This window comes from Streptomyces fumanus, assembly GCF_014655295.1.
Taxonomy (GTDB): Bacteria; Actinomycetota; Actinomycetes; order Streptomycetales; family Streptomycetaceae; genus Streptomyces; species Streptomyces fumanus.
Map to the genome: position 1 here is coordinate 53,384 of NZ_BNBI01000024.1, position 24,130 is coordinate 77,513.

Consider the following 24,130-nt stretch of genomic DNA (forward strand, 5'->3'; position numbering starts at 1 on the left):
CCCGCAGTGAGCATCGTCGAGTAGCGGTGAGCACAGGGAAGGACTGGCCGGTCCGCGGTGCCGGGGGCGAGTGTGGTGGCACTACCGAACCACGCACGTACCGGGCGGTCCCGGAACCGCCCTCGTACGGACGCCCTCAAGGACGGGAACTCCCATGACCGTGCAGACGTTGCCGCACAAGAGCCGGAGTAGTGGAGCCGTGCTGGCCGTGTTGTCGGCCTCGCAGTTCCTGGTGACGCTCAACACCTCGATCGTGAATGTGGCACTCCCGGCGATCGGCGCGGACCTCCACCTGTCGTCGTCCGCGCTGACCTGGATCGTCAACGCCTACTTGATCGCCTTCGGGGCGCTGCTGCCGGCCGGGGGGCGGCTCGCGGACCTCTTCGGCAGGCGCCGGGTCTTCGCCGCGGGGCTCGTGCTCTTCACGGCCGGTTCGATCGCGGCGAGCATCCCCGCCGGGGGCGCGCTGCTCATCGCCGGCCGGGCGGTGCAGGGCGTCGGCGCGGCCGTGCTGTCCCCGGCGGCCCTGGCCATCCTGCTGTCGGTCTCGCCCGCGGGTCCGGCCCGTAACAAGGCACTGGGCGTGTGGGGCGCGGTCTCGGCGGCGGGCGGTGCTGCCGGGGTGCTGTTCAGCGGGGTGCTGACCAGCGGCCTCGGCTGGTGGGCCATCTTCGCCGTCAGCGCGGTGATCGGCCTGCCGCTCCTGCTGGCCGTGCCGGCGCTGGTCCCGGGCGACGTCCGGCGCGCGGACGGCAGGCTGGACGTGCTCGGGGCACTGATCATCACCGCGGGTCTGCTGCTGCTCGTGTACGGCCTGGGCAGGATCGACTGGTCGCGGCCGTCCACGACGCTGGTGGCGGCCTCGGGACTGGCTCTCCTGCTTCTGCTCGGACCCGTCGAACGGAGGGCGGCCGAGCCGCTGGTCCCCCCGGTGCTCCTGCACAGCCGGTCCGTGGTCGTGGGCAATGTCCTCATGTTGCTGCTCGGCATGGTGTGGGTCGCCACGTTCTTCTTCCTCCCCCTGTACCAGCAGCGGGTGCTGGGCTACTCGCCCTTGGTCGCCGGTGTCACGCAACTACCGCTCGCCGCCGCCCTGATGTCGGCGTCGACGCTGGCGGGCCGGGTGAAGGGCACGCTCGTGCCGGGGCTGCTGCTCCTGGCGGGCGGGCTCGTCTGGCTGGCCCGGGTGCCGGTGCGCGGTGGTTTCCTGGCCGACCTCCTCGGCCCGACGCTGCTCATCGGCGTGGGCCTGGGCCTGGCCTTCGTGCCGCTCACGGCACTGGGGGTGGCGGGTGTGAGCCCGGACCACGCCGGGGTGGCCGGTGGGCTGATCAACACCACCCGGCAGGTCGGCGGGGCACTGGGCCTGGCCGTCCTCACCAGCGTCGCCGCCGGTGCCACGGGCGGGGGTACCTCCCCGGCCCACCTGGCCGACGGGTACCGCTCCGCACTGCTCACGGCATCCGGGCTGGTGCTGTTCACCGCGCTGGTGGCGGGGGCGTACACCGCCTGGACGCGGCGGCACAGCGCCCGGCCGGCCGTCGCGAGCGGGTGAACCCGAGGTGCCACGAAGCCCTCGAGTCCCCCGTGAACCGAACCACCCAGTAGGCCGTTCGGGGGAAGAGCCAGGAGCAGACCGACTGGGAGAGGTCGTCATCCCCTCATGCGCCCGTACAGAACCGACCGGGTCATCCCCATGGGCCGAACCATCGCCGTGTGTCTCGCCGGACTCATCTGCGCGACGCCGATCCTGACGGCGCCGCCCGCCTCCGCCGGCACCGGCACGTCCGGCACCGGCACGTCCGGCACCGTCGCGGCACAGGCCGTCAGCGACCCCGGCGCCGACCTCACCGACAACGGCGGGGCGATCAGCGCTCAGTACGAAGGAGGAAGCAGCGCGGAAGCCCACACCGCGCTGATCGACAACGACACCGCCACCAAGTACCTCACCCACCACCCGACCGGTTGGGTCCAGTACCGCTCCCCCGCTCCGGCCGCTGTCGACCGGTACACCATCACCTCGGCAAATGACGCCCCCGACCGCGACCCGTCCGACTGGACACTGCAAGGGTCCATGAACGGCACCGACTGGTCGGTGCTCGACACCCGGGTGGGCCAGACCTTCGCGTCGCGGCACCAGACCCGCGGTTTCCCCGTCGCCAACAGCACCGCGTATCCGTACTACCGCCTGGTGGTGTCCCGGAACGGCGGATCCCCCGCTCTGCAGATGGCGGAGTGGCAACTGTGGAGCGGAGGCGACGGTGTCCCGAAGGCACCGACCGCTCTCACCGCCTCCGCCGTGGGGAACGAGGTGGACCTGGCCTGGACGGACAACGCGTCCGACGACACCGGCTACAGCGAGACCGGGTACCGGATCGAGCGCTCGACGGACGGAACGACGTTCACCCCCCTCGTCACCGTCGGCGCGAACATCTCCTCCTACACCGACAGCGGCCTGTCGACGGGCAGCACGTACCACTACCGGCTCCGGGCGGTGGGGACGGGCAACGTCCTGTCCGACTACTCCAACACCGCCCGCATCCTGATCGATCCGGCGAGCGAACCGATCGACATCACGGACCTGGCCGGTACGGTGAGCGACCAGTACGGCGTCACCGGGTCCGAGGGCCACGACATGGCCGTGGACAACAGCGTGTACAGCAAGTACCGCACCCGACACACCGCCACCTGGCTCCAGTACGCGTCGGCGGCTCGGTCCGTCGTGACGGGCTACGCCCTCGTCTCGGCGAACGACGCCCAGGACCGGGACCCCCGCAGTTGGACTCTCCGTGCCTCGACCGACGGTACGACCTGGGCCGTGCTCGACACCCGGGCGGACGAGTCGTTCACCGACCGCGGGCAGCGCAAGAGATACACGTTCGCCAACAAGGTGCCCTATCGGTACTTCCGGCTGGACGTCACCGCGAACAACGGTTCCTCCAGCACCCAGTTCGCGGAGTGGGAGATCCTCGGCACGGGCAGCACCACGAGTGACATCCCCCTGCCGGAAGCCCCGAGCGCGCTCACGGCGACGGTCCCCGCCGGTGACCAGATCGTGCTGTCCTGGACGGACAACTCCCGGTGGGAGAGCGCGTACCGCCTGGAACGGTCCACCGACGGGACCGACTGGAACTGGTCCAGGACCCTCCCGGTGGGAACGACCCGCTACACGGACCTGGGGCTGTCCGGCAACACCACGTATGTGTACCGACTGCGCGCGGAGAACACCGCGGGTGCGTCCGCCTACACGAAACCCCTGCCGGTGACCACACCGTCGGCGGAATTCCCCGCGACCTGGCAGGAGGACTGGCTCGACCACACCGAGCTGCTGACCCAGGTGCACACCGACGCGGACGTGTCGATCTACTTCGACAAGGACATGGACCGCTCACAGACCTGGATGAACTCCTACGTCACCAACCTGTGGAAGTACACGAAGCAGACCTACGGCGGCTTCGGCAATGCGCGACTGGCCGCCATCTTCCACCAGAACAAGTACCGGGGCGGGCACATGGCCACGGCCTTCGATCCGGCACACCACTACCGCAACGTGATCGATCTGGGGCTCTCCAACTGGGCCGAGAACGACCCGACCACGCGGGATGTGACCTCTCACGAGATGGCGCACATCGTCGAGTTCTCCGCCAACGGCATGTCGGGCTCGCCCGCCTTCGACCTCTGGGGGGACAGCAAGTGGGCGGAGATATTCCAGTACGACGCCTACCTCGGCACCGGGCGGACCGCTGACGCCGAGCGGTTCTACAACAACGCCATCAACAAGACGGACAGCTTCCCCCGGGCCGGTACGGCCTGGTTCAAGAACTGGTTCTTCCCCATCTGGCGCGACCACGGCAGGGGCAAGGTGTTGAACGCGTTCTTCACCCTGCAGTCGGCTCACTTCGCCCAGCACAACGGCGTGTACGTACGGGACATGAACATGGGCGAGTTCGTGCACTTCTGGAGCGGTGCGGCCGGCGTCGACCTCAAGGCACGGGCGACGACCGCCTTCGGCTGGCCGAGCGAATACGAGGCACAGCTCCGGCAGGCCCGGCTGGACTATCCCGACATCACCTACGCGTCGGCGGCGGCCTGACCCCGCGCCGCATCACCGGACCGGTGCGTCGAACCGGTATGCGTGCCGCCGCGTTGTCCAGGCTGAACGAGGAAAGGACCCAGCATGACTTCCGCCGCAGAGGCGACCACGTCCGTGGACCACGTGCCCGCAGGATCGGCCCACCAGGTCGAGGTCCACTTCGAGGATCTCGACGCCACGGGTGTGCTGCACAACTCGCGTTACCCCCTGTTGGCGGAGCACGCCTTCTCCGCCTTCTGGCGCAGCCACGGCTGGCATCCCGACCCGGCCCGCTCCGCCTTCTCCGACTCGGTGCAGGTCGTGCGCACACAGAGCATCACCTATCACTTCCCGATCACGGAGCCCGGCCCGGTCACGGTCCGGTTCTGGTTCGACCGGGCCGGACGCACCAGTTACACGTACGCGTACCGGATCGAGTCCACCGACGGCTCGACGCTGTACGCCGACGGGACCCGGGTGCAGATCAACCTCGATGCCAAGACGCTGGCGCCCAAGGAACTGAGCGACGGCATACGGGCGATCGCCGCCCCCTACCTGCGGGCGGCCTCGGATACGCCCGCCGACGGCCGGTGAGCACGGCCCGAAGCGGCGTCCACCGGTCGATGTGACCCCGACGGCCCGTCCTCCCTGCGGGGAGCGGGCCGTCCGCCCGCGCCCCGCGAGAGGACATGGCGTCACCGCGTGACGAGGCGTTCGAGTACGCGCCCCGTCTCCGCCACCGGCAGTCCCCGGGCGACACCGGTACATACGGTGCGAGGAGCAGTGTCCGGCTGGAAGCGGGCGAGGGCGTCCAGCAGGCCGTCCGCGGCCGCGTGGTCCGGTCGGCCGGCGTCCCCGGACAGCGGGAACGCGCGGGCGCAGTACAGGGCGTAGAGGGGCTGGTAGCGGGCGATCAACCGCTCGGTCAGCGCTACCGCTCGCAGTGTGGCCTCCGTCGCGGACCATCGTGCCGCGGCTCCCTGGTGGCCGGAGCCGGTACCGACCGCTTGTACGATCCCGGCCAAGCGGCCGGAGTACACGGCGAACCGGTCGGCCACGGCTCGGGGTTCGGTCCTGGCGAGGTCTGCCTCGACGAAGGTGACCCGGTCGCCGCGGTCGCGCAGCGCGGCGGGCAGGTGGAAACGTCGGGCGACGAGGACGATGTCACCGTCGGTGTGGTCCAGCAGCCAGGAGGATATGCCGCTGCCGAGGGCTCCGGTGTCCCCCATGACCAGATGGACCGGCCGGGCGGGCCACGGGGGCGACGGGTCGCCCGGGTGGGTGTGCGCGGGCAGGAGCGGGAGCGTGTGGTCGGGTGGTGCGGGGAGTCGCGGGGCCGGCTGCCACCAGTAGTCGCGGCGCAGCGCGAGCCGACGGGGTGGCGGACAGCCGGTGGCGGCCTCGGCCATGACCGTGGCCAGGGCCGGCGCCCAGTCCCGGGTGTCCGGGCCGGACAGATCGACCCAGTGACTGTCGCCCGGGAGAGCCGGGTGCTGCCCCTCCTTGTCGGCCCCCTGGGCCATGGCGCCGGCGAGCAGGGCGAGCCCCGGGTGGCGCACCGGACCCTCGACGGGCTGGGCGTTGTGCGACAGCCACCACACGCGCACCGGCGGAGTCCCGGACATACCGCGCAGTGCCGTCAGCAGGGCGGTCGGGGCGTCGAGACAGGCTCGTCGGGCCTCGTCGAGGGAGTGTCGCTCCAGCGTGCCGGGGACCGCGAGGGGCAACCCGTGCAGCCAGTCCAGGCCCGCGGGCTCCCGCGCGGCCAGCTCGGTGAGGAGCGCGCGCAGCGAGCCGGGATCGAAGGGGTCGACCTCGTAGAGACCGTCCGTCCGACGGGAGTAGGCGGAACCCGCGCAGACCCGGACGATACGCGCGTGGGTGGCCTCGAAGGGCTGCCACTGCGCGGCGGCGGTGGCCTCCCGTGTCAGTGCCACCAGGACACGTCCCGGGGCCGCTACCGTCGGCGGGGCGGCGACCGCGCGACGCAGACGGACCCACGCGGGCGGGTGCGGCCGGTGAGCCTCGGTCAGCCGCGCACCGGTGCGGTCGGCCGGGTCGGGCCGCCGAGCCGGCCGAGCGGGCGCGGACCGGTGGCCGGACGTATGCCGATGCCGCTCGGGCCGCGCCAGGATCAGGTGACCGCCCCCGCACAGAGTGACGGCCGCCCGGTGAATCATCGCGTCGACAGGTGGTCCCTGCCATATGAATTCTGCCGGGACCGGGTCGCACCGCTGTCGCAGCCCGGGCGGGACCTGGCGGGACGCCCGGGGGTCGGTGGCAGCAGCGGTGGGGAAGACGTACAGCGGGCGGGGTGCCGCGCCCGGCGGTGGTGCGACGGGGACCGCGACACCGGGCAGGCGGGGGTCCGTGACCGGCAAGGATCCGTCCAGGGGGTTCAGCAGGTGCCGGCGCGGTCCGGCGGGGGTCACGTCGTCCAGTTCGGCTGCCTGCTGCGGTGTCACCAGAACCCATGACGGGCCGGTCCTTGCCAGGGCCTGGCGCAGCAGCTCGGGTGGATCGGCAGGGTCGAGCGGCACGGTGGTGATGTTCAGTCCGGCCAGGGCCAGGAGCGCCACCACGTGTTCGAGCGTGGGCTGCATGTACAAGGCGACGCGGGCCAGGTGGTCCGCGTCCGCCGAGGGTGGCGGGCAGTGGTCCGCGAGGTCCGCCGCCAGGGCCATGACGTGGCTCCGCAGCTCGGTGTAGGTCAGAGTGCGGCCGCCGCCCGTCAGCGCCGGCGCGTCCGGGGAACGCCGGACCTGCCGTGCGAACTCCTCGGCGACCTCGGTCGTGGAGGGCGGGACATGGCCGTCCTCAGCACAGCCGGGAGCCCCCAGCGCCCGCCGTTGGTCCGCCACCGGCTCGGCCGGGGGCCCGGGCGAATCTGCTCCGAGCCTTTCCAGGGCCTCGACGAGCGACCCCGCTGCCCGGGGCTCGCGGGCGTCGTCCCGCGCGCTCTCGCCTTGGTCCGTGGCGGATGCCGGGCAGAAGGCACTGAGGAGAGACGGGGGCCGGTCGTCGGTCATCGTGTTCCTCCGGTAGCGGCGTGGCCGGACGGGCGGATCACCGAAGACGGCGGTCGAACGACGCGAGGCGATGATCGCCGGCAAGGCCGTTCTCCCCCTCGTGAGTCCGGTGCGCATCCGCCGCTGTGCCGGTCGAAAGCGCCGCCCGGTGAGGGGAGACGGGCCGGGGCGGCGCCTTCCTTGTGAAGCAACGTCCTGATGACCGATCGGGTTCGAATCCCGGTCCGCAGCTCCGGCAGGGCACGCCGGAACGAGGTCGCTCCCGTGGCAGCAAGGCGACGGCAAGTGCCGGTCAAGCCCCTCCTCCCACACTGGTGACGCCCTCGACGAGGGGCATCGGACCGAAGAAATCGGGGGCACCACCTCATGACGCAGACCGCCTTGGAAACACCGCCGGACACCTTCGTCACCGGAGCCCGTGACGTGCTCCGCGTCGAGGACCCGCTACGCACCGACGATGCCGGGGCGGACTGCGAACGCTTCGTACGCACGATCTACGAGCGGCACGGCCGCGCGCTGCTGCGCTTCGCGGCGCGTCTGCTCGGTGGTGACTGGGATCACGCCGAGGACATCCTCCAGGAGGCCACGCTCCGAGCCTGGCGTCACATCGGCCTGCTGGGCCGGCAGCAGGAGGAAGGCTTGCGCCCTTGGCTTTTCACCGTCGTGCGCAACCTGGTGATCGACGACCACCGGGCGCGTGCCATCCGGCCCGCCACCGCTTGCACCCTGGACCAGGTCGTCATCCCCATCGACGACGAGGTGGAACGCACCCTGACCCGCCACACGGTCACCGACGCCCTGCACGACCTGACCGTCCAGCAGCAGCAGATCATCCACCGTACGTACTTCCTGCGCCAGAGTGTCGCCGAGGTGTCGCAGGCGCTCGGCATCCCCCAGGGCACGGTCAAGTCCCGCACCTACTACGCCATACGGGCCCTGAGGACCGCGCTGCACGAGCGGGGTGTCAAGGCCCCGGGGGAAGTGAGCACCACTTGAGCAGCACTCGGCCTGTGAAGTGAGCAGTCCTTCCCGCGAGGGTGGCGGCGAAGTGAGAGAGGTGCCGCCATGGAGTTCCGTCTGCTGGGTCCGTTGGAAGTCCAACGAGACAACGAGGTGCTGGACCTGGGCCCGCCCAAGCGGCGTGCTCTGCTCCTGCGCCTGTTGCTGGCGAACGGCCAGACGGTCGGTGTGGACCGGCTCTGCGACGACTTGTGGGACGGGAGTCCCCCGCCCAGCGCCATGTCCTCGGTGCACGCGCACATCAGCCGGCTGCGCATGGTCCTGGAACCCGAACGGGCACGCAAGGAGCAGGCGAAGGTCCTGCGCAGCGTCCCTACCGGGTACGCCCTGCGCGTGCCGCCGGACATGCTGGACTCGGTGCGGTTCGAGCGGATGGTGCAGCAGGCACACGCGCTGTCCTCCCGGGGCCGCATCGGCGAGGCCCGCCAGGAGGCCGAGCGCTCACTCGGCGTGTGGCGCGGCGCCCCGCTCCTCGACGCGTACCAGCACCGGTTCGCCGAGGGAGAAGCGGCCCGGCTGGAGGCGCTCAAGCTGTCCGTCGAGGAACTGTGCACCACCCTGCTGCTGCAGGAGGGCCAGATAGCCCAGGCGATCATCGGCGCGGAGCGGCTCATCGAACGCGATCCCCTGCGCGAGGCGTCCTGGGCGATGCTGATGCGCGCCCTGTACTTCGCCGGGCGGCACGCCGAGGCACTCCAGCGCTACGAGACCGTCCGCGCCCTGCTCGCCCGCGACCTCGGCCTCGATCCGGGACCCGCCCTGCGCGAGACCCAGATGGCCATCCTCCGGCACGACACCACGACACTGCGACCGCCGCCGCAAAGGATCCTCCTGGCCGCGGCCCCCCCGGGCGAGACCGTGACCCCGCCGAACGCCGCTGGCCCGTCGCTGCCGGGCAGGGAGCGGGAACTGACGCGGTTGTCCGGGCTGCTGCGGGACGCCGCCACGGGACACACCCGCTGGGCGGTGGTGACGGGGGCGCCGGGGACCGGCAAGACGCGCATCGCCGACGAACTCGTCAAGTCGGCCGCCGCAGCCGGTTTCGACACCGCGTACGCGCGGTGCACGGGGAACACCGGTCCCCAGTCGGGCGTCCGTGACAGAACACTCGACCGGCTTGTGCGGACGATGGACACCCTGACCGACACCGCCGAGGCCAGACCCGCTTTCTGCGTGTTGGAGGACGTCCACCGAGCCTCCGCCGACGTGCGGGAGTTCCTGTCGTCCTACGCGAGATCGGTGCGTCATGCCTCCTTGTGCGTCCTGCTCACGGCGTCGGACGCACCGGGCCCCGATACGGAGCGGCTGCTGGCCGAGCTGGCGGTCTGTGATGCCGAGCAGATCGAACTCGCTCCGCTGACGGAGAGCGACGTACGCCAGATCGTCTCCACGGAAGCGGACGGGGCCGTACCGGCCGACATGGCACCCGAGATGTTCGCCTTGAGCGGTGGCAATCCCTTCCTGCTGACGCAACTGGTGAAGCAAGCGGCGAGCCGCCGGGACACACCGGACGAGCGCCTGCCCGTGCCTCCGGCGATCCAGAGCATCGTCCGCGCCCGGCTCGCCGGACTGTCCCCCGCGGCACGACAAGTCGTCGAGTGCGCGGCCGTGTCCGGAGACGAACCCGACATGGAACTCGTCTCCCAGCTCGCGGAGATGCGCATCGGCGTGGTCCTCGAACTGGCTGACCAAGCCGTGGCGGCTCGACTGCTGTCGTGGGACGAGAGCCGGCTGACACAGGCATCGGGCGGTTACCGCTTCACGGCGGGCGTGCTGTTGCGCGGCGTCCTGATGCAGCTCAGTCCGGCGCGGCGGCAGATCCTTCATGCCAGGGCCGCTCGCCTGCTGGCCGCGCGGACAGGCTGGGACGACCAGGACATCGCCACCCATGTGGTGATGGCGGGGCCGGCCCTGCCGGCGGAGGAGAGTGAGCGGGCCCTGCGGTTCGTGTCCGCGTCCGTCGGCCTTCCGCGCGCGGTCGCCGTGGGGAGCGACCGGAGGGCGTGAGTGCCGGCCCGGGCCGCCGGGACGGAGTGCTTCCGGGTCCGGTCGGCCGGTCACCGCCGTGAGCGAACCGAGATCACCACTCACTTCCGTACACCGGACCGGAACGCCTTTCCACCGTACACACCAGTGACCGGAACACGACAGAAGGAGCAGGAATGCATCTGACGCGACGAAAGATCCGGGCGTTCTCAGCCGTTGCCGCATTGGCGGGAGCGATCGGCCTGGGAACGGCCCATGCGCCCGGCGCCATGGCATCGGCCGCCGATTGCCCCGACAAGAAGTTCTGCCTGTGGGAGCACGCCGCCTATCAGGGTGCGATCGCCTACTCCAGCAATCCGCAACCGGACCTCCACGGCTTCAACGACAAGGCGACGTCGTTCTGGAACCGGACCGACGGATGGATCACCGTCTACGACGAGACGAACTACCGAAAGGTCTGCTGGGAGATCCCCCCGGGGGGTTACAGCGCGCAGGGCGGTCGAGACTACATCCCTGACGCGTGGGTGAATACCGCGTTCAACGATATGGCGTCGTCGTTCAAGCCCGGCCGCTGCGTGGAGGACGGGGTGATGCTGCGCTGGACCTTCGCCTGACCGGAGAGGGCCGCCGGCAGAGGGTGCCGGGACGGTGGCGTGCCGTGGGATGAACCCGTGCGACCGGGCGGTCGTTGAGCCAGGCGAAGCGCGGGGTTGTCGACGGCACGGGAAGTGACCATGAACTGTGAGCAGGTACGGATCGATGTGGCGACCGAAGCGGTGACCGGAGAAGCCCAGCCCGACAAGGACCTGCGCGACGCGCATCTCCTTCGGTGCCTGCCGTGCTGGCTGGAACGGGCGGAGCTGCGCGGAGTCGTGGCCGTCCTGTCCGTCATGGTGCCGGACCAGTCACCCGGCCCGCACCGGTTCTCTCACTGACCGCCGGGACGGTGGCCGGCTTGCTCACGGAAGACGCCGCCGGCGGTCTCGGGAACGAGACCGCCGGCGACGTTCTGCGGCAGGCTCAGCACCCCGAGGTCAGCGACGGGGAGACACGCCACTTCTGCTTGGCCGGGGTGTCGGCGTCGTTCTTGGCGCGCATCGACACCCCGTCGGTGTTCCAGCCGGTCGTGTACCGCCCGCCGATGCTCACCAGGTAGACCGTGCACCCGCCCGCCGAGGGCGTCCGCCAGCGCTGCCCGGGGTCCTTGTCCGTGCAGGGCGAGACGTACAGGGTGTCCTCGTTGGTGTCCAGGCACATGCCGGTCGAGGGGTTCTTGAAGAGCGAGTAACCGCCGCCGAGGACGAGCCGCTGCCACTTGCCGGGGCCGCAGGCCGCGTCGGCGATGAAGCGCTGAGACTGTTTCTGGCTCAAGCAGGCGCCGGTGTGGGAATTGGTGAACAGTCGCGTGGCCGTCTCCCACCGCGGGGCGGTGCTCTTCTGCGAGCTCGCGGACCTCGAGGAGTCGGCATCGGAGGCCGGTGCCTCGTGCGAGTCCGCCTTCTTCTCGTCGGTCGCCTCCTCCTCCTTCTTCTTGCCTCGCGGAAGGGAGGCTGCCGCCTCCTCCTTTCCCGTGCTCGGGGTGGGAGCCCCGCCGTCGGTGCGTACCCGCTCGGCGTCCTTGGGCGCGTCGTCCGCGGCCGCGGCCTTTTCCTCGCCTCGCTTCCGGGCGTGCGGAGAGGTCGTCTTCGGCGCGGGGGTGTCACGGGAGGAGTCCGGTGCGTACACGCCGGCGGTCGGGGAGTCGCCGCCGACGATCGCCTCGAAGTCGTGGACCGGCTTGTCCGGGGCGGAGGCGCGGTCCTCCCGCTCCCCCTGGGTGGCCAGGAGGAGCGGCACGGCCAGCAGGACCAGGCCCGTGAGCGCCGCGGCGGCCAGCATCGGCTTCTTCGGCCGGTACGGTGAACCGGAGTCGCCGTCCTCCTCGGCGGGCGGCCGGGACGAGTCGGAGGCCGCCGCTCGCAGTCCCTCCCGTTCGGTGTCGCCCTCGCCCCGGGCCTGGCTCTCGGGCTGCGCCGCCGCCGGTACGCCGGAGCGCGCCTCGGCCTCGTCCGCGGTCCCGGCCCCGGGTTCCGCTGCCGTCCGGGACCGCTGTGGTGTCTCCTCGGCGGCGGGGGAAGCCCCCGAGGTCGTCGCCCTTCTGCCGAGGGCCGCGGCGGCCGCGCCGCGCAGACCGGTGCGCGCGGTACGTCGTGGACCGGCGGGGGTCGGGTCCTCCGCCGGAGCGTCCGCCGGGTCGCCCGGCCGGGTGCGGTCGGCGCGGCTCCGCAGCCCGGACAGGTCCTGGTCCGGTCCGGCGGGCACGGCGGGCAGCGCGACGGCCCGGCGGATCGACGGCGCCGCCGCGGCCGCCGCCGCGGGTTCTCCTCGCGCGGCTCCCGACGAGCGGGGCTGTGCGGACATGTCTCCTCCTGAAGGGTAAGGACGGGTCGAGGGCGGCGGGTCCGGGCGCGCCGTCGTCACACGAGAGGCCCACGGGCCGCGCACCCGGCTCGCCTCACCGCGCCGGCCCGCTGAGCTCGGGCTGCTCCGGCAGGTCCTCGGGCAGCAGCATGCGCAGGTCGTCGATGCTGCGCGCGGCCGTGGTGCTCAGCCGTCTGGCCTGCCGGGTCATCATGGTCTCCAGCAGTTGCCGGGCGGTGCGGGCGTTGCCGAAGGCACGGTCGCGCGGCAGTGCGTCGATCACGGCCCGCAGCATCCGCCGGGTGGGCTCGGGGCACTCGTAGCCCAGGGCGGTGGCCATGTTCTCGGAGATGGTGAGCAGTTCGTCCGTGGTGTAGTCCTCGAACTCGACGAAGCGCGTGAACCGCGAGGAGAGTCCGGGGTTGGAGGCGAGGAACCGCTGCATCTCCCGGGTGTAGCCGGCCGCGATGACGACCACGTCCTTGCGGTGGTCCTCCATGAGCTTGAGCAGGGTGTCCACGGCTTCCTGGCCGAAGTCCGACGAGGCACCGGCGGGCGTGAGCGTGTACGCCTCGTCGATGAACAGCACGCCGCCCAGAGCGCGTTCGAAGACCTCGCGGGTCAGTTGCGCGGTGTGGCCCACGTAGCGGCCCACCAGGTCGGCCCGGGACACCTCGACCAACTGACCGCGCTCCAGGACACCGAGCGAGTGCAGCAGCTCCGCGTACAGCCGGGCCACCGTGGTCTTGCCCGTGCCGGGCGAACCGGAGAAGATCAGATGCTGGCCGATCTGCGGGACGGGCAGTCCGGCGGCCTCCCGCTCCCGGGCGGTGGCGAGCAGGCTGACCAGGTCGGTCACCTCCCGCTTGACGGCCGCCAGGCCCACCATGCCGTTCAGCCGGTCCAGGAGTTCCCGCCGGTCGCCCGGTGCCGGGCGGTCATCGGCGGCGGCCTCCGACACGTCCTCGGGGAGCAGCAGCCGCAGGTCCCGCTCGGTGGGGTCGGTCATGCCGGCCAGCCGGGTCGCCTGCCGGTCCAGCATGTCCTCGAACACCCCGCGTGCGGCGCGCGCGTTGCCGAACGCGGCGTCCTTCGGCATGCGTTCGTACAGCTCGGCGAGTGCCCGCGGGGTGTCCGGCGCCAGCTCGTACTGGAGCTTCTCGCACATGCTCTCGGTGATGGTCACCAGCTCGGGCACCGAGTAGTTGGCGAACTCGATGGTGCGGGTGAAGCGTGAGGCGAGGCCGGGGTTGGCGGCCAGGAAGTCCCGCATCTCGGCGGTGTAGCCCGCGGCCACCACCACGACTTCGTCGCGGTGGTCCTCCATGAGTTTCACCAGGGTGTCGATGGCCTCCTTGCCGAAGTCGGCGCCGGAGCCCTTGCTGTCGGAGAGCAGCGTGTACGCCTCGTCGACGAAGAGGACGCCGCCCAGGGCCTTGTTGAACGCCTCGGTGGTCTTGATCGCCGTACCGCCGATGACCTGGGCGACCAGATCGGCGCGGGAGACCTCGACGATGTGGCCCGAGGTGAGGAACCCGAGCTGGGCCAGGATCGCGCCGTAGAGCCGGGCCACCGTGGTCTTGCCGGTGCCCGGGGGGCCGGCGAAGATCAGGTGCCGGCTCGACGTGGGCACGGGCATCCCCAACTGGATGCGTCGCTGGGTGAGTTGATTGAGGTTGACCAGGGCGCGGACCTGTTGCTTGACCCCGTCGAGGCCGATCAGCCGTTCCAGTTCGGCCAGCGGGCCGTCGTCCTTCTTCTTGGCGGAGCGCGCACGCCCGGACGACTCCTCCTGGGGCTCCTCCGGCGGGCCCCACTGGTCGGGCTCGCCGTTGTCGGAGCTGGTGACGCCGTCGACCTGTACGCCGTCGCCGAGCGGGGACTGCCGCAGGCCGGCCCCCTTGTTGCCGGACGCGGACCCGCCCGTCACGGTGACCTGGGAGGTGCCGGCGGCCCGCAGGCCGTCTCCGGAGCAACCGGTGATGTCCGTCCGGTCGAGCTCCGCGCGGCCACCGTCGGCGACGCGGACGCCGTGGGCCCGCGCTCCGGTGATCCGGGTGCGCAGCATCTGGAGCCGGGCGTCCCGGTCGACCATGACACCGCAGCCGGCGCACTCCTCGATCACGCAGTCGCGGACGGTGGCGGTGGCGTCGGCGGCCAGGGCGATGCCGGCCTGGGCGCCCTGGAGCAGGGAGCTGTCACTGAGCGTGGGGCGGCCCCCGTCGGCGACGTACAGGGCGTGGCCGCCGGGTTCGAGGACCGTGCAGTGCTCGAAGCGTCCGCCGGCGTCCTCGGTGACCTCGATGCCGTGGGCGGCGGGCCGGGTGACGCGGGCGTGGCGTACGTAGGGCAGGGCGCCGGAGTCGACCAGGATGCCGGCACCCGCCGCGTCCAGCACGTCGAGCCGGTCGATCTCCGGTGCGCACTGGTCGGAGAGCTGCACGGCGGCCCGGGGGCCGTCGCTGCCCCGGACCACGATCCGGCTGAGCGTGGGTGTGCTGTGCTGGGTGACGCGCACGGCCGGGGCGGTGGAGGAGACGAACTCGCAGTCCTCGAACGTGCCGCGCGACCGGTCCGTGACCAGCAGGGCGCCGCCCTTCGTCCGCGCGGTACGGCAGTTGCGCACCAGCGGGTCACCGCCCTCGGCCAGCGCGATGGCCGGCCCGCTGCTGGTGGTGACGGTGACGTCGTCCAGGACCGGGCGGGCGTCACTGGTGACGTAGACGCCGACCTCCACGTCGTGCACGGTGATGTGCGCCAGGCTGGTGGCGCTGTTGCCCTCCAGGGCGATGGCCGGCTTCTCGGTGCCGGAGATGTCGCAGTTCTCGATCGTGCCGGCCGCGTCCCCGTTGGCGAGGACCCCGTTGCCGCGCGCGGCACGCAGCACGCAGTCGCGCACGGTGGTGCGGGCCTCCTCCGACAGCACCAGGGCGGAGGTGCCGAGGTTCTCGATGACGCAGTGCTCGATGACGCTCGCGGTCGGCGCGGTGTCGACGACGCCCGCCCCGTGCGTGTTGGTGACGCGGCAGTGGCGCATGGCCACCGAGCCGCTCTGCCGGGCCAGCACCGCCGTCCAACCGGAGCCGATGACCGTGCAGTTGTCCATGGCGACCTGGCCCCGGGGGGCGTCCACCACGGGTACCTCCTTGTCACCTCCGCGCAGGGTCAGGTCGGTCAGCATCACCGCGTCGGCGACCAGGGTGACGGCCGCGCCCCGGCGCGGACAGATCTCGACGCTGCCGGGTTCGCCCTCGGCGACGATGGTCACCCGCGTCCGGACGGTGAGGTTCTCCGGATAGCGGCCCGGACCGACGCGGATGAGCGCTCCGGTGCGCGCCTGCGCCAGAGCGTCAGCGATCGTCCGGAACCCTTCCGTCCTTTCCGGATTGACCGTGAGCAACTGGCGAGCCACGCGGGATCTCCTCGTTCGTCGTACGGACGGCCCCGCATACCGCGCGGCGGGCCGGGCACCTGTGCGCGCGTCCGCACCACCGATACGTACGGGGGTGACGCGCAGGTCCGATCAAACAGGGACCGGCCTTCCGGGGGCGTGCCGCCCGCTTGCCGAACGCTTGTCGTCCGCTTTTGCGCCGCCCGGCCCTCATTACGATGCACCCCATGCGACGTGCCACCTCCCGCCTCCTGCGGTCGTGCCTGAGCGCCACCGCGGTCGTGGCCCTGACGGCCGGTCCCCTCACCGCGGCGGTTCCCGCCGCCGCGGCCGGCAAGGCCGTTCACCTGCCGGTTCTGGGCGGGCCGCGCACCGGTGACGACGGGTGCGCCAAGGCATCCGGACGGCGCGTCGAAGACACTCCCTGGACCCTGAACAGCCTCGGACTGCCCCGCTCCTGGCGACTCACCGAGGGTGCGGGGGTGACGGTCGCCGTCGTGGACACCGGCGTCGGGCAGCGGGTGCCGGCCCTGCGCGGACGGGTCACCGCGCTCGGGGACGCGGGGCGGGACTGTGCCGGACACGGCAGCTTCGCGGCCGGTGTCATCGCCGCCGCCCCCGTCGAGGGCAGCGCCTTCGTGGGTGTCGCGCCCCGGGCCCGGATCCTCGCCGTCCGGGGAACCGACGAACGCGGGACGGCGACACCCGGCCGCGTCGCCTCCGGCATCCGGGCCGCCACCGACGAGGGATGCCAGGTCGTCTACGTGGCCAGCGCCTTGCCGACGGGACGCGCGGAACTCACCGCGGCGGTCGGGTACGCCGCCGCCCACGACGTGGTCGTGGTCGCGCCCGCGGCACCCGACACCGCGCCCGAGGACCCGGACACCGACCGGCCCGACACGACCGCCCGCCCGTACTTCCCGGCCTCCGTCGCCCAGGCGCTGTCCGTCAGCGACTACGGGCCCGGCGGTACGAGGCCCGAATCCGCCCCGGAGCCGTTCGCGGCGGACCTGGCCGCACCGGGGGACGATGTGGTCGGGCCCGGTCCGAGCGGCAGCGGGCACTACATCGGCTCCGGCTCCTCGCTGGCCGCCGCCCACGCGGCCGGGGCGGCGGCGCTGGTGCGGGCGCGGTACCCGGAGCTGGACGCCGCCGACGTGGTCGGCAGGCTCCAGTCGACGGCCTACCCGGCCGCGCCGCCCCGGCTGGACCCCTACGCGGCGGTCTCCCTGGTGCTGCCCGGACACCGGTTGAAGGCCGCCGCGCAGCCCGCCGTCCAGGTGGCACCGCCGCCCTCGGACGTACCGGGGCGGCGCGCGACGGTGATCGCCGTCGGCGGCGGGATGCTCGTGCTCGTGCTGGCCGCCGCGGCGGTGGTGGTACCGCGCGGCCGGGCGCGGCGGTGGCGTCCCGCGGGTACGTGACGGCCGGTGCCGCCGGGCCCGCCGGACGGCCGCGGGGAGCGCCCGGGACCGCTGAACCGACGCCGGCCGGTGGTCGTTGGCAACGATGAGCGTCCGTGGCCGACACGGACCGGCAACGTTCGAGGAGCCATGGCACAGGACGAGGACACCCGGCGCGAAGGAACACCGGGCGGGGACTCCCACGACGAGGACAGGAGCGGGGACGACGCGGGTCACCACGCCATGCCGTACCCGGACGCCGAACCCCCCGCCCGGACCTCCACCGTGAGCGATCCGGTCGTCACCGGGGCCGCGGTGCCCGCCGGCGGGAGCGCGGTGGATCCGGCACCGTCGCGGGGCCGGACGGCTCCGGCGCTGCCCGAACCGGCGAGCGGGACGTGACCTGGTCGATCGCGGCGGCGTCCAAGCTGGTCCGCGCTCCGAGGCGGCGTACGGACCGGCCGGGCGACGGGCCGAGCGGGCCACCGCCGGCGCCCCTGACCGTGCGGACGGACGGCAGCCTCATGGTCGTCCGCGAGGAGACCTCCGGCCCCGTCCGGGACGGCACCGCCGACCTGCACAGCGCGTTGCGCACCGACCCGGACGCCGTCACGCTGATGGTGACGGCGACCGGTCACCCGGACCTGTGGCCCACCCTCGCCGAAGCGCTGGACGCGGTCCGCGACCTGGGCCGTGACACCGTGCGGCTCGTCATGTCCGGGGCGGGAGCGGACAGCGACGGCCGCCCGGCACCGGCGCGGCACATCTCCCGCACCTGGGGGCTCGACGTGATCGCTCCCGCCGGCACCGTGCTCGTCAACCCCGACGGGTCGCTGTTCGTCCACGGGCGGCGGCATCCGCACGGAGGCTGGTGGCGGTTCGCTCCCGACGGCGAGCCGTGCCCGCAGGGCCGCCGCGCGCCCGCGCCCACCTGGGAGGACGAGGTGGCGGCGCTGCCGGCCATGACCGCTCGGGGATGCGTGGTCGAACAGGTCCCCGCGGGCGTCGTGATCGGTCCGGGCCGGGAACTCCCGCGGCACGCGGCCGACATCGGCCATGCCGTACCGATGGATCCGGACCGTCCGTCCCTGCTCATCGCCACCGGCCCCGCCGGGACGCATCCCCCCACCCAGGAGATCGCGAGCCTCCTGTCCGCCCTGCCGGCTCCGCTGCGCGCGGCGGCCCGGCTCGCGCCGGCGGGCCCCACCGACCTGCTGCCCGTCGCCCAGGACGTGGCCGATCTGACGGGCGCGGAGGTGGAGGTGCTGACGGCGGCACCGCTGTACACCCGCCACGACGGACGGGACGCGCCGCTCCGGCCCGTGCTCCTCGGCCCCGACCGCGCCCCGACCTGGCGGCCCTTCGTCGAGTCCCTGATCTGCACGCCCGCCGCCGACCCCGATGCGGACACCTCGCCCCCGCCGCGGCTCGGCACCTGGCAGTCACCCCTGCCGGAGCTGGAGACCACACCCTCGGGGGGTGCGATCCGGATCTCGGGCAACTGGCGGGCGAGGGTGACACGGACCGGCATGACGCTGACCACGCGGAGCACCGACGTGCCCCTCGGGACGGTACCGCCCGATCCCTCGCGCATGGTGATCGAGCTGGGTGAGCCGGACGAGGACCTCGACGACTCCGTACTGCCCGCGCTGTACCGCCTGTTGATGGAGCTGGAGGCCGACGTCCGCGCCCACACGGTGCTGCGGGTGCGCGGCCGCTGCGCCGACCTGGGCGCCCGGCTGCGTCGCTTCGCCGTCCGGCACGGGGTGGCCCTGCTGTCCGTCGGGGCAGGCGGCCGGCCCGGGGGACCGGGACACCGGCCGGCCGCGACACCGGGGGCGGGGGCCGGGGCGGGGGTGCCCGCCGTGGTTCCGGTGCGTGCACCGGTGCCCGCTCCGGCGCCGGCCTCCCAGGGCGGCTCGGCCGTCGCCCCGTCCGAGCCGGACCCGCCGTCCCCGATGCGCCCGGTGCCGACGGTGACGCGCGAGGACACCGTCCCCGCGCCCGGCCCGCCCGGGGCGTCGGCGAGGAACCGGCCGGCCACGGCACCGGCCGTACCGGCGCCGCCCGAGGGCCCGTCGACGCCCGCCGCCCGGGAGGAGACGTCCCCGCCCACCGCCCCGACGGCACCGGACCCGACGCGGAACGGTCCGGCACCCGAGCGGCCGGTGGATCGTCCGGAGCCGGAGCGGTCCGCGAGCCGCCCGCCCTCCGGTGGCGCGCCGCTGCCCTTCACGGCGGCGCACCGCAGCACCGACGCCGAGCGCCGGGCGTTGCGGGAACTCGCCGGCGAGCAGTGGCAGGCGCAGTACCGGGCGATCGTACGAGCCCTGTCCCGGCTCCCGGCGCTGCGGGACCTCGACCAGGAGGCCCTCCGTGCCGACCTGGTGGCCACCCGCCTCTATCTCACCGCCGAGGAGGGCGCCTTCCACTGGTCGGAGTTGGACAGCGCGCTGCGCCTGGGCGACGGGCGGCTCCTGCCGTACGCCGCCTGCCTGGCCTCGGGGCTGCGGCGGCTTCCCGCGTACCGGGGAGTGGTGGTGCGCGGCGGCCGGCCGGCCGCGCCCCTCCCGGAGCCCGGCCGGACCCTCCGCCTCGCGGGCCCGGTCAGTGCCCTGCCGCTGAGCGGCGGCGGTCCGGGAGCCCGGTACGCGATCTGGTCGGCGACCGCCCGACGGGTCCGCTCCCTCCTCGGCCCCGGTTCGGCCGGGAGCGACGAACTCGTCTTCGCCCCCGGCACCTGCTTCCGGGTGCTGGAAGTACGTGGCGGGGAACCAGGGCCCCTGGTCCTGCTGCGCGAACTCCCCTCCGGCGAGCGGGAGTCGCCCGAGCAGGACCGTGCCGTGCTCGACCGGCTGCGTGCGGCCCTCGATCAGGACACCCCCCGTGCGAACCGGCCGGAAACCTGGCCCGACCGCTGTGCGGGAGCGTTGGGGGAACACTGAGCCCTCCCGCCCCCGCGCACCGGCGGACGGTCCGCCGCCCGGCGGCCGTTCAGCAGCCGTCCAGCGGGGAGGGCGACACGCTCCACGTGTACTTGGCGGCCTTGTCGGCCTTCTCGGCGGGGACCAGGCTGACGGAACCGGTGTTCCACCCGGTGACGTACTCGCCGAACTCCTCGCTGGTGAGCGTGGCGGCGCACGCTCCGGCCTTCGGCATCCGCCAGAGCTGGCCCGGGTCCTCGGCGGTGCACGGCGAGACGTACAGGGACTCGCCGTTGCTGTCGAGGCACATGCCGGCCGAGGTGAACCGGAGGAGGAACACCCCGTCACCGGACGCCTGCCGCTGCCAGCCGTCCGCTCCGCACTCGCCCTGGACGACCGTCCGCTCGGCGCCCGCCACCAGGCACTTGTCCGACGCGGTGTTGAGCAGGCGACGCACGGTGCGCTCCCAGGAGGCGGTTCCGTCGCCGTCGGCTGCCGTCTCCTTGTCCGCCTCGCCGGCCCGCCCGGCTCGGTCGTCGCGGCCCTCGTCCTCGGTGGCCGGACCGGATCCGTCCGCGTCGGGTGTGGGGTCGGGGGCGGCCTTCTCCGTCTCCGGGTCCGGCTCCTCGGCGTCCGGTGAGCCGGTGGGCGAGCCGCTGGACGAGGGCTCCGGTGCGGTGCCGGTGGCCGGTCCGCCGGTGACGGGGGCGCCCTCGCGGTCCGCCGACAGCACATCGGACGCGGTCGAGCGGTCCTGTCCGTCACCGGTGTGCGTGAGCGCCAGGGGGACGCCCAGCGCGGTGGCACCGGCCAGGGCCACCCCGGCCAGCACCCACTTCTTCCGCCCGCGCCCGCTGCCGGGCCCGCCGGGAACGTCGTCGGCGCGCTCCGCTGTCGCGGGGCCGGCGAGCGGCGGCACGGAATCACGACCGCCGCCCGGGGCGATGGATCTCGCCGTACGGGCCGCCCGTGCCCGGCCGGGTGCCCGGCCGTCCTGGCCCACCGCCCAGGGCGCTCTGGTCCAGGGGATCTCCGCCGCCAGGGCGACGGCCGTCGGGTCCGGCCCGTCGGACCGGGCCGCCCCGGTGTCCGCGTTCCCGGACGCGTCGGACGTACGGGGTCCGGAGCCGTCGTCGGTCCGCTCGTTCCGCGACCGTCCCGATGCCCCGTTCAGGGCGGCCGCGGCGATCGAACTGTCCGGCGCGGCACCGCGGCGGGGAAGAGCCGGACGAGCGGCTCGCCCTTCTGTGCCGGACCGGTTGCGGCCGGGGGCGCCGGCCTCGGATTCGAAGGACATGGGGACTCCAGGTTCGGGGCTGCGGGGCAGGGCGGCGGGGTCGGGATGCCGCACGCCTCCTCTGGGGCAACGGCGAGGCCACCGGTTCGGTTCGACGGCCGGGACACGCCCGTAACCTGCGCGTTTTAGGATGCGATCGTGAACACGCGTACGAGGAGCCTGGCGAACCGTCTGCAGTCCGTTCGCCGGCAGACCTTCGTGGGACGGACCTCCGAACTGACGGTCTTCCGCCGTGCCCTCGACGGTGACCAGGGGGTCGGTCCCGTCCTGTTCGTGCACGGCCCCGGCGGCGTCGGCAAGTCGACGCTGCTGCGGCGGTTCGAGGACGAGGCACGGCAGGCCGGCCGGCACATCGTCTGGATCGACGGCCGCCGGGTGAACCCGTCCCCCGCCGGGTTCGAGGCCGAGGCGGGTGACGCGGTCACCGCGGCGGGCGTGGTCCTGTTCGTGGACGGCTTCGAGCACTGCGACGGACTGGAGGGCTGGCTGCGGGAGCGTTTCCTGCCCGGTATGCGTGACGACGCGCTCGTCGTCATCGCCGGACGCAAGCCGCCCAGCGCCGACTGGCTGTGCGACCTGTCCTGGAGCGGACTGCTGGAGGTGCTCCCGCTCGACGTGCTGGACCGGCGGACCGCCGCCGCGCTGCTCGAACGCCGCGGTGTGCCCCCGGAACGGCGCGAGGCCGTCCTGGCGTTCTCGGGCGGCCACCCACTGGCCCTGAGCCTGGCGGCGTCCGTGTCGCCCGAGGGGTGCGAGGACACCACGGGATGGACCCCTGGCCCCGACGTGATCGCCACGCTGCTGTCCACCCTCGTCGGTGAACTGCCGTCCCGGGGGCACCGGTTGGCCCTGGAGACCGCGGCCCATGTGCAGACGACCACCGAGCCGCTGCTGAGCGCAGTGGTCGGCGAGGACGAGGCCGCCGCGCTCTTCGCCTGGCTGCGCGAACTGCCCTTCAGCGAGTACGGGCGGCACGGCCTGTTCCTGCACGACCTGGTGGCCGACGTCCTCGACTACGACTTCCGCTGGCGTGATCCGGAGAACTACGAGCGGATGCACGTCGGCGCGGGCCACTACCTGCTCGACCGGGTCAGGACCGCCACGGAGGCCGAGGCGATGAACGCGGTCCGGGCCCTGACCTACCTCAAGCGGTACGGGCCCATGGAGCCGTACTTCAAGAAGATCGACCGCGAGGGAGACGCGTACGAGGACGTTCTGCGCCCGGACGACCACGAGCGGATCGTCCGGATGGCCCTGGAGACCGAGGGGCCCCGGTCGGCGGAGATCGTCCGCTTCTGGATCCAGGAGCAGCCCGGCGCGTTCCACGTGTACCGCAGTGCTCGCACCGGTGAGCTGGTCGCCTTCATGCTGTGGCTGCGGCTGACCGATCCCGAGGTGGGCGTCACCCTGGATCCGGTCGTCGCCGGTGCGTGGGACCGGGTGAGGGAGCTGAGCCCGTTGCTGCCCGGCCAGCACTTCCTGCTGTGCCGCTTCCTGATCTACCCGCAGGCGTACGGCACGGTGTCCAGCGTCGGGCACCTCATGCAGCTCCGCATCTGCTGCGACTGGATCCGCTCCCGGGGGCTGGCCTGGTCGTTCATCACCTCGCCGGACGCCGCGCTGTGGGGGCCGCTGATGGACCACCTCGGACACGAGGAGCTGTTCAGCACCCCCTGGGACAAGGGCCGCACCTTCACCACGTTCGGCTGCGACTGGCGCGTGACACCGCTGGAGATCTGGTTCGACCGGACCCAGCCGGGAGCGCTCGTCGACCCGCCGCCCGCGCGGACCGCGGACGACAGACTGCGCAAGGTGCTCACCCGCACGGAGTTCGAGGCGGCCGTGCGCCAGGCCCTGCGGGATCTGGACCGGCCCCAGGCTCTGCGTGACAGCGCCTTGTTCGCCAGCCGGCTGGCCGCCCGTTTCCGATGGGCGGACCAGGCCGATCCGGCGGAGGCGCTGCGGAACATCATCGTCGGCGCCGTGGACGAACTGCGGCACGACGCCAAGGCGGAAAGGCCCTGCCGCGCGCTCACCGTGACGTACCTGCAACGGGTCACCACCCAGGAGGCGGCGGCGGCGCGCCTGGGACTTCCCTACAGCACCTACCGCCGCCATCTCGCCGAGGGCCACAAGCGGCTGGTCGAGCATCTGTGGCACTGGGAGCTCGGGGGAACCCCCGCCGGGTGACGTGCCCAGGGCGCCGCGTGCCGCCACCTCGTGGACCCCGGTGTCTTCGGCGAGGGGCCGCGGATCGGTGCGGTGAACCGAAACCGCCAAGCGCTCGTAGAGATCAGTGTCCAGGTGCTCACGAGCGCCTCGGACCCCGGGCCCCGACGGTCGATCCCCCGTCGTCGGGGCCCGAGCCTTTTCCTGTGGGTCTCCCGCGTGCGGCGCCGCGCGCCGCAGCCGGGGCGGACGCCCGCGCGGGGCAGTGAGCACAGCCGGACATCGATGAGTACTGATCCGGGCTAGGCGCGGGCTTCCCGGGCGCCGACGATTGAGATGTGCCCGCGGCTCGACGGCGCACCGCCCGCTTCGACGGGCTTCCCGCCGCACCGCATCCGCGAGGGCCGTGCCACGCCACCGCCCAGCGGCCGCGCACCAC

The 24,130-nt window shown here is 73.0% G+C and carries 15 protein-coding genes; 11 read left to right on the forward strand and 4 right to left on the reverse strand.

The genetic code is table 11. The features are described 5' to 3' along the window. Positions 1 to 154 precede the first annotated feature (154 nt). The 3 genes from IE316_RS34435 to IE316_RS34445 all read left to right on the forward strand — a co-directional run bounded on the left by IE316_RS34435 (position 155) and on the right by IE316_RS34445 (position 4,666). Positions 155 to 1,555 carry an MFS transporter gene (locus tag IE316_RS34435; protein ID WP_190208495.1) on the forward strand — a complete coding sequence of 467 codons (1,401 nt, stop codon included), beginning with the start codon at positions 155 to 157 and terminating at the stop codon, positions 1,553 to 1,555. Positions 1,556 to 1,663: 108 nt separating this feature from the next. Next, the gene (locus IE316_RS34440; protein ID WP_190208496.1) at positions 1,664 to 4,093 is read left to right on the forward strand and encodes a discoidin domain-containing protein; all 2,430 of its coding nucleotides are present in this window, start codon (positions 1,664 to 1,666) and stop codon (positions 4,091 to 4,093) included. 84 nt (positions 4,094 to 4,177) lie between these two features. Beyond that, positions 4,178 to 4,666 carry an acyl-CoA thioesterase gene (locus IE316_RS34445; protein WP_190208497.1) on the forward strand — a complete coding sequence of 163 codons (489 nt, stop codon included), beginning with the start codon at positions 4,178 to 4,180 and terminating at the stop codon, positions 4,664 to 4,666. 101 nt (positions 4,667 to 4,767) lie between these two features. On the opposite strand, the gene IE316_RS34450 is transcribed toward IE316_RS34445, so the two are convergent. Further along, complete coding sequence (locus IE316_RS34450) at positions 4,768 to 7,101, reverse strand: AMP-binding protein (protein WP_190208498.1); 2,334 nt, start codon at positions 7,099 to 7,101, stop codon at positions 4,768 to 4,770. A gap of 366 nt (positions 7,102 to 7,467) precedes the next feature. Here IE316_RS34450 and IE316_RS34455 point away from each other — a divergent pair, with 366 nt between their 5' ends. The 4 genes from IE316_RS34455 to IE316_RS34470 all read left to right on the forward strand — a co-directional run bounded on the left by IE316_RS34455 (position 7,468) and on the right by IE316_RS34470 (position 11,042). Next, positions 7,468 to 8,097, forward strand: coding sequence for a sigma-70 family RNA polymerase sigma factor (locus IE316_RS34455; protein WP_190208499.1), 630 nt, complete (start codon positions 7,468 to 7,470; stop codon positions 8,095 to 8,097). A gap of 93 nt (positions 8,098 to 8,190) precedes the next feature. Then, the gene (locus IE316_RS34460) at positions 8,191 to 10,128 is read left to right on the forward strand and encodes an ATP-binding protein (RefSeq protein WP_190208500.1); all 1,938 of its coding nucleotides are present in this window, start codon (positions 8,191 to 8,193) and stop codon (positions 10,126 to 10,128) included. A gap of 155 nt (positions 10,129 to 10,283) precedes the next feature. Continuing rightward, positions 10,284 to 10,721, forward strand: a complete 438-nt coding sequence (locus tag IE316_RS34465) for a peptidase inhibitor family I36 protein (protein ID WP_190208501.1) — start codon at positions 10,284 to 10,286, stop codon at positions 10,719 to 10,721. Between the two features lie 120 nt (positions 10,722 to 10,841). Then, positions 10,842 to 11,042 (forward strand): hypothetical protein, encoded by a 201-nt coding sequence (locus IE316_RS34470; protein ID WP_190208502.1) that lies wholly within the window; start codon positions 10,842 to 10,844, stop codon positions 11,040 to 11,042. A gap of 85 nt (positions 11,043 to 11,127) precedes the next feature. Here the strand turns inward: IE316_RS34470 and IE316_RS34475 are convergent, their stop codons facing one another. Together IE316_RS34475 and IE316_RS34480 are read right to left on the reverse strand one after the other, a co-directional pair. Further along, positions 11,128 to 12,507 (reverse strand): hypothetical protein, encoded by a 1,380-nt coding sequence (locus IE316_RS34475; RefSeq protein WP_190208503.1) that lies wholly within the window; start codon positions 12,505 to 12,507, stop codon positions 11,128 to 11,130. A gap of 94 nt (positions 12,508 to 12,601) precedes the next feature. Next, a complete protein-coding gene (locus IE316_RS34480) occupies positions 12,602 to 15,919 on the reverse strand; it encodes a right-handed parallel beta-helix repeat-containing protein (RefSeq protein WP_190208504.1) in 3,318 nt (1,105 codons plus the stop codon). Positions 15,920 to 16,125: 206 nt separating this feature from the next. Between IE316_RS34480 and IE316_RS34485 the strand changes: the two genes are divergently transcribed. The 3 genes from IE316_RS34485 (at position 16,126) to IE316_RS34495 (ending at position 20,246) form a co-directional block, all read left to right on the forward strand. Beyond that, positions 16,126 to 17,322: a S8 family serine peptidase gene (locus IE316_RS34485; protein WP_190208505.1), complete on the forward strand. Its 1,197-nt coding sequence runs from the start codon at positions 16,126 to 16,128 to the stop codon at positions 17,320 to 17,322. A 129-nt stretch (positions 17,323 to 17,451) separates the two neighbouring features. Beyond that, positions 17,452 to 17,703 carry a hypothetical protein gene (locus IE316_RS34490; RefSeq protein WP_190208506.1) on the forward strand — a complete coding sequence of 84 codons (252 nt, stop codon included), beginning with the start codon at positions 17,452 to 17,454 and terminating at the stop codon, positions 17,701 to 17,703. Beyond that, the gene (locus tag IE316_RS34495; protein WP_190208507.1) at positions 17,700 to 20,246 is read left to right on the forward strand and encodes a hypothetical protein; all 2,547 of its coding nucleotides are present in this window, start codon (positions 17,700 to 17,702) and stop codon (positions 20,244 to 20,246) included. The genes IE316_RS34490 and IE316_RS34495 overlap by 4 nt, the downstream gene beginning before the upstream one ends. A gap of 49 nt (positions 20,247 to 20,295) precedes the next feature. On the opposite strand, the gene IE316_RS34500 is transcribed toward IE316_RS34495, so the two are convergent. Continuing rightward, on the reverse strand, positions 20,296 to 21,522 hold the full coding sequence (locus IE316_RS34500) for a hypothetical protein (protein ID WP_190208508.1): 1,227 nt from the start codon (positions 21,520 to 21,522) through the stop codon (positions 20,296 to 20,298). A gap of 138 nt (positions 21,523 to 21,660) precedes the next feature. On the opposite strand from IE316_RS34500, the gene IE316_RS34505 reads away from it, so the two are divergent. Beyond that, positions 21,661 to 23,712, forward strand: a complete 2,052-nt coding sequence (locus IE316_RS34505; RefSeq protein WP_190208509.1) for an AAA family ATPase — start codon at positions 21,661 to 21,663, stop codon at positions 23,710 to 23,712. The last annotated feature ends 418 nt before the right edge of the window (positions 23,713 to 24,130 follow it).

Excerpts from the sequence above, each read along its gene's own strand:
- IE316_RS34435 (WP_190208495.1), top strand. The coding sequence starts at position 155 with ATGACCGTGCAGACGTTGCCGCACAAGAGCCGGAGTAGTGGAGCCGTG.
- IE316_RS34440 (WP_190208496.1), top strand. The coding sequence starts at position 1,664 with ATGCGCCCGTACAGAACCGACCGGGTCATCCCCATGGGCCGAACCATC.
- IE316_RS34445 (WP_190208497.1), top strand. The coding sequence starts at position 4,178 with ATGACTTCCGCCGCAGAGGCGACCACGTCCGTGGACCACGTGCCCGCA.
- IE316_RS34450 (WP_190208498.1), bottom strand. The coding sequence starts at position 7,101 with ATGACCGACGACCGGCCCCCGTCTCTCCTCAGTGCCTTCTGCCCGGCA.
- IE316_RS34455 (WP_190208499.1), top strand. The coding sequence starts at position 7,468 with ATGACGCAGACCGCCTTGGAAACACCGCCGGACACCTTCGTCACCGGA.
- IE316_RS34465 (WP_190208501.1), top strand. The coding sequence starts at position 10,284 with ATGCATCTGACGCGACGAAAGATCCGGGCGTTCTCAGCCGTTGCCGCA.
- IE316_RS34470 (WP_190208502.1), top strand. The coding sequence starts at position 10,842 with ATGAACTGTGAGCAGGTACGGATCGATGTGGCGACCGAAGCGGTGACC.
- IE316_RS34475 (WP_190208503.1), bottom strand. The coding sequence starts at position 12,507 with ATGTCCGCACAGCCCCGCTCGTCGGGAGCCGCGCGAGGAGAACCCGCG.
- IE316_RS34485 (WP_190208505.1), top strand. The coding sequence starts at position 16,126 with ATGCGACGTGCCACCTCCCGCCTCCTGCGGTCGTGCCTGAGCGCCACC.
- IE316_RS34490 (WP_190208506.1), top strand. The coding sequence starts at position 17,452 with ATGGCACAGGACGAGGACACCCGGCGCGAAGGAACACCGGGCGGGGAC.
- IE316_RS34500 (WP_190208508.1), bottom strand. The coding sequence starts at position 21,522 with ATGTCCTTCGAATCCGAGGCCGGCGCCCCCGGCCGCAACCGGTCCGGC.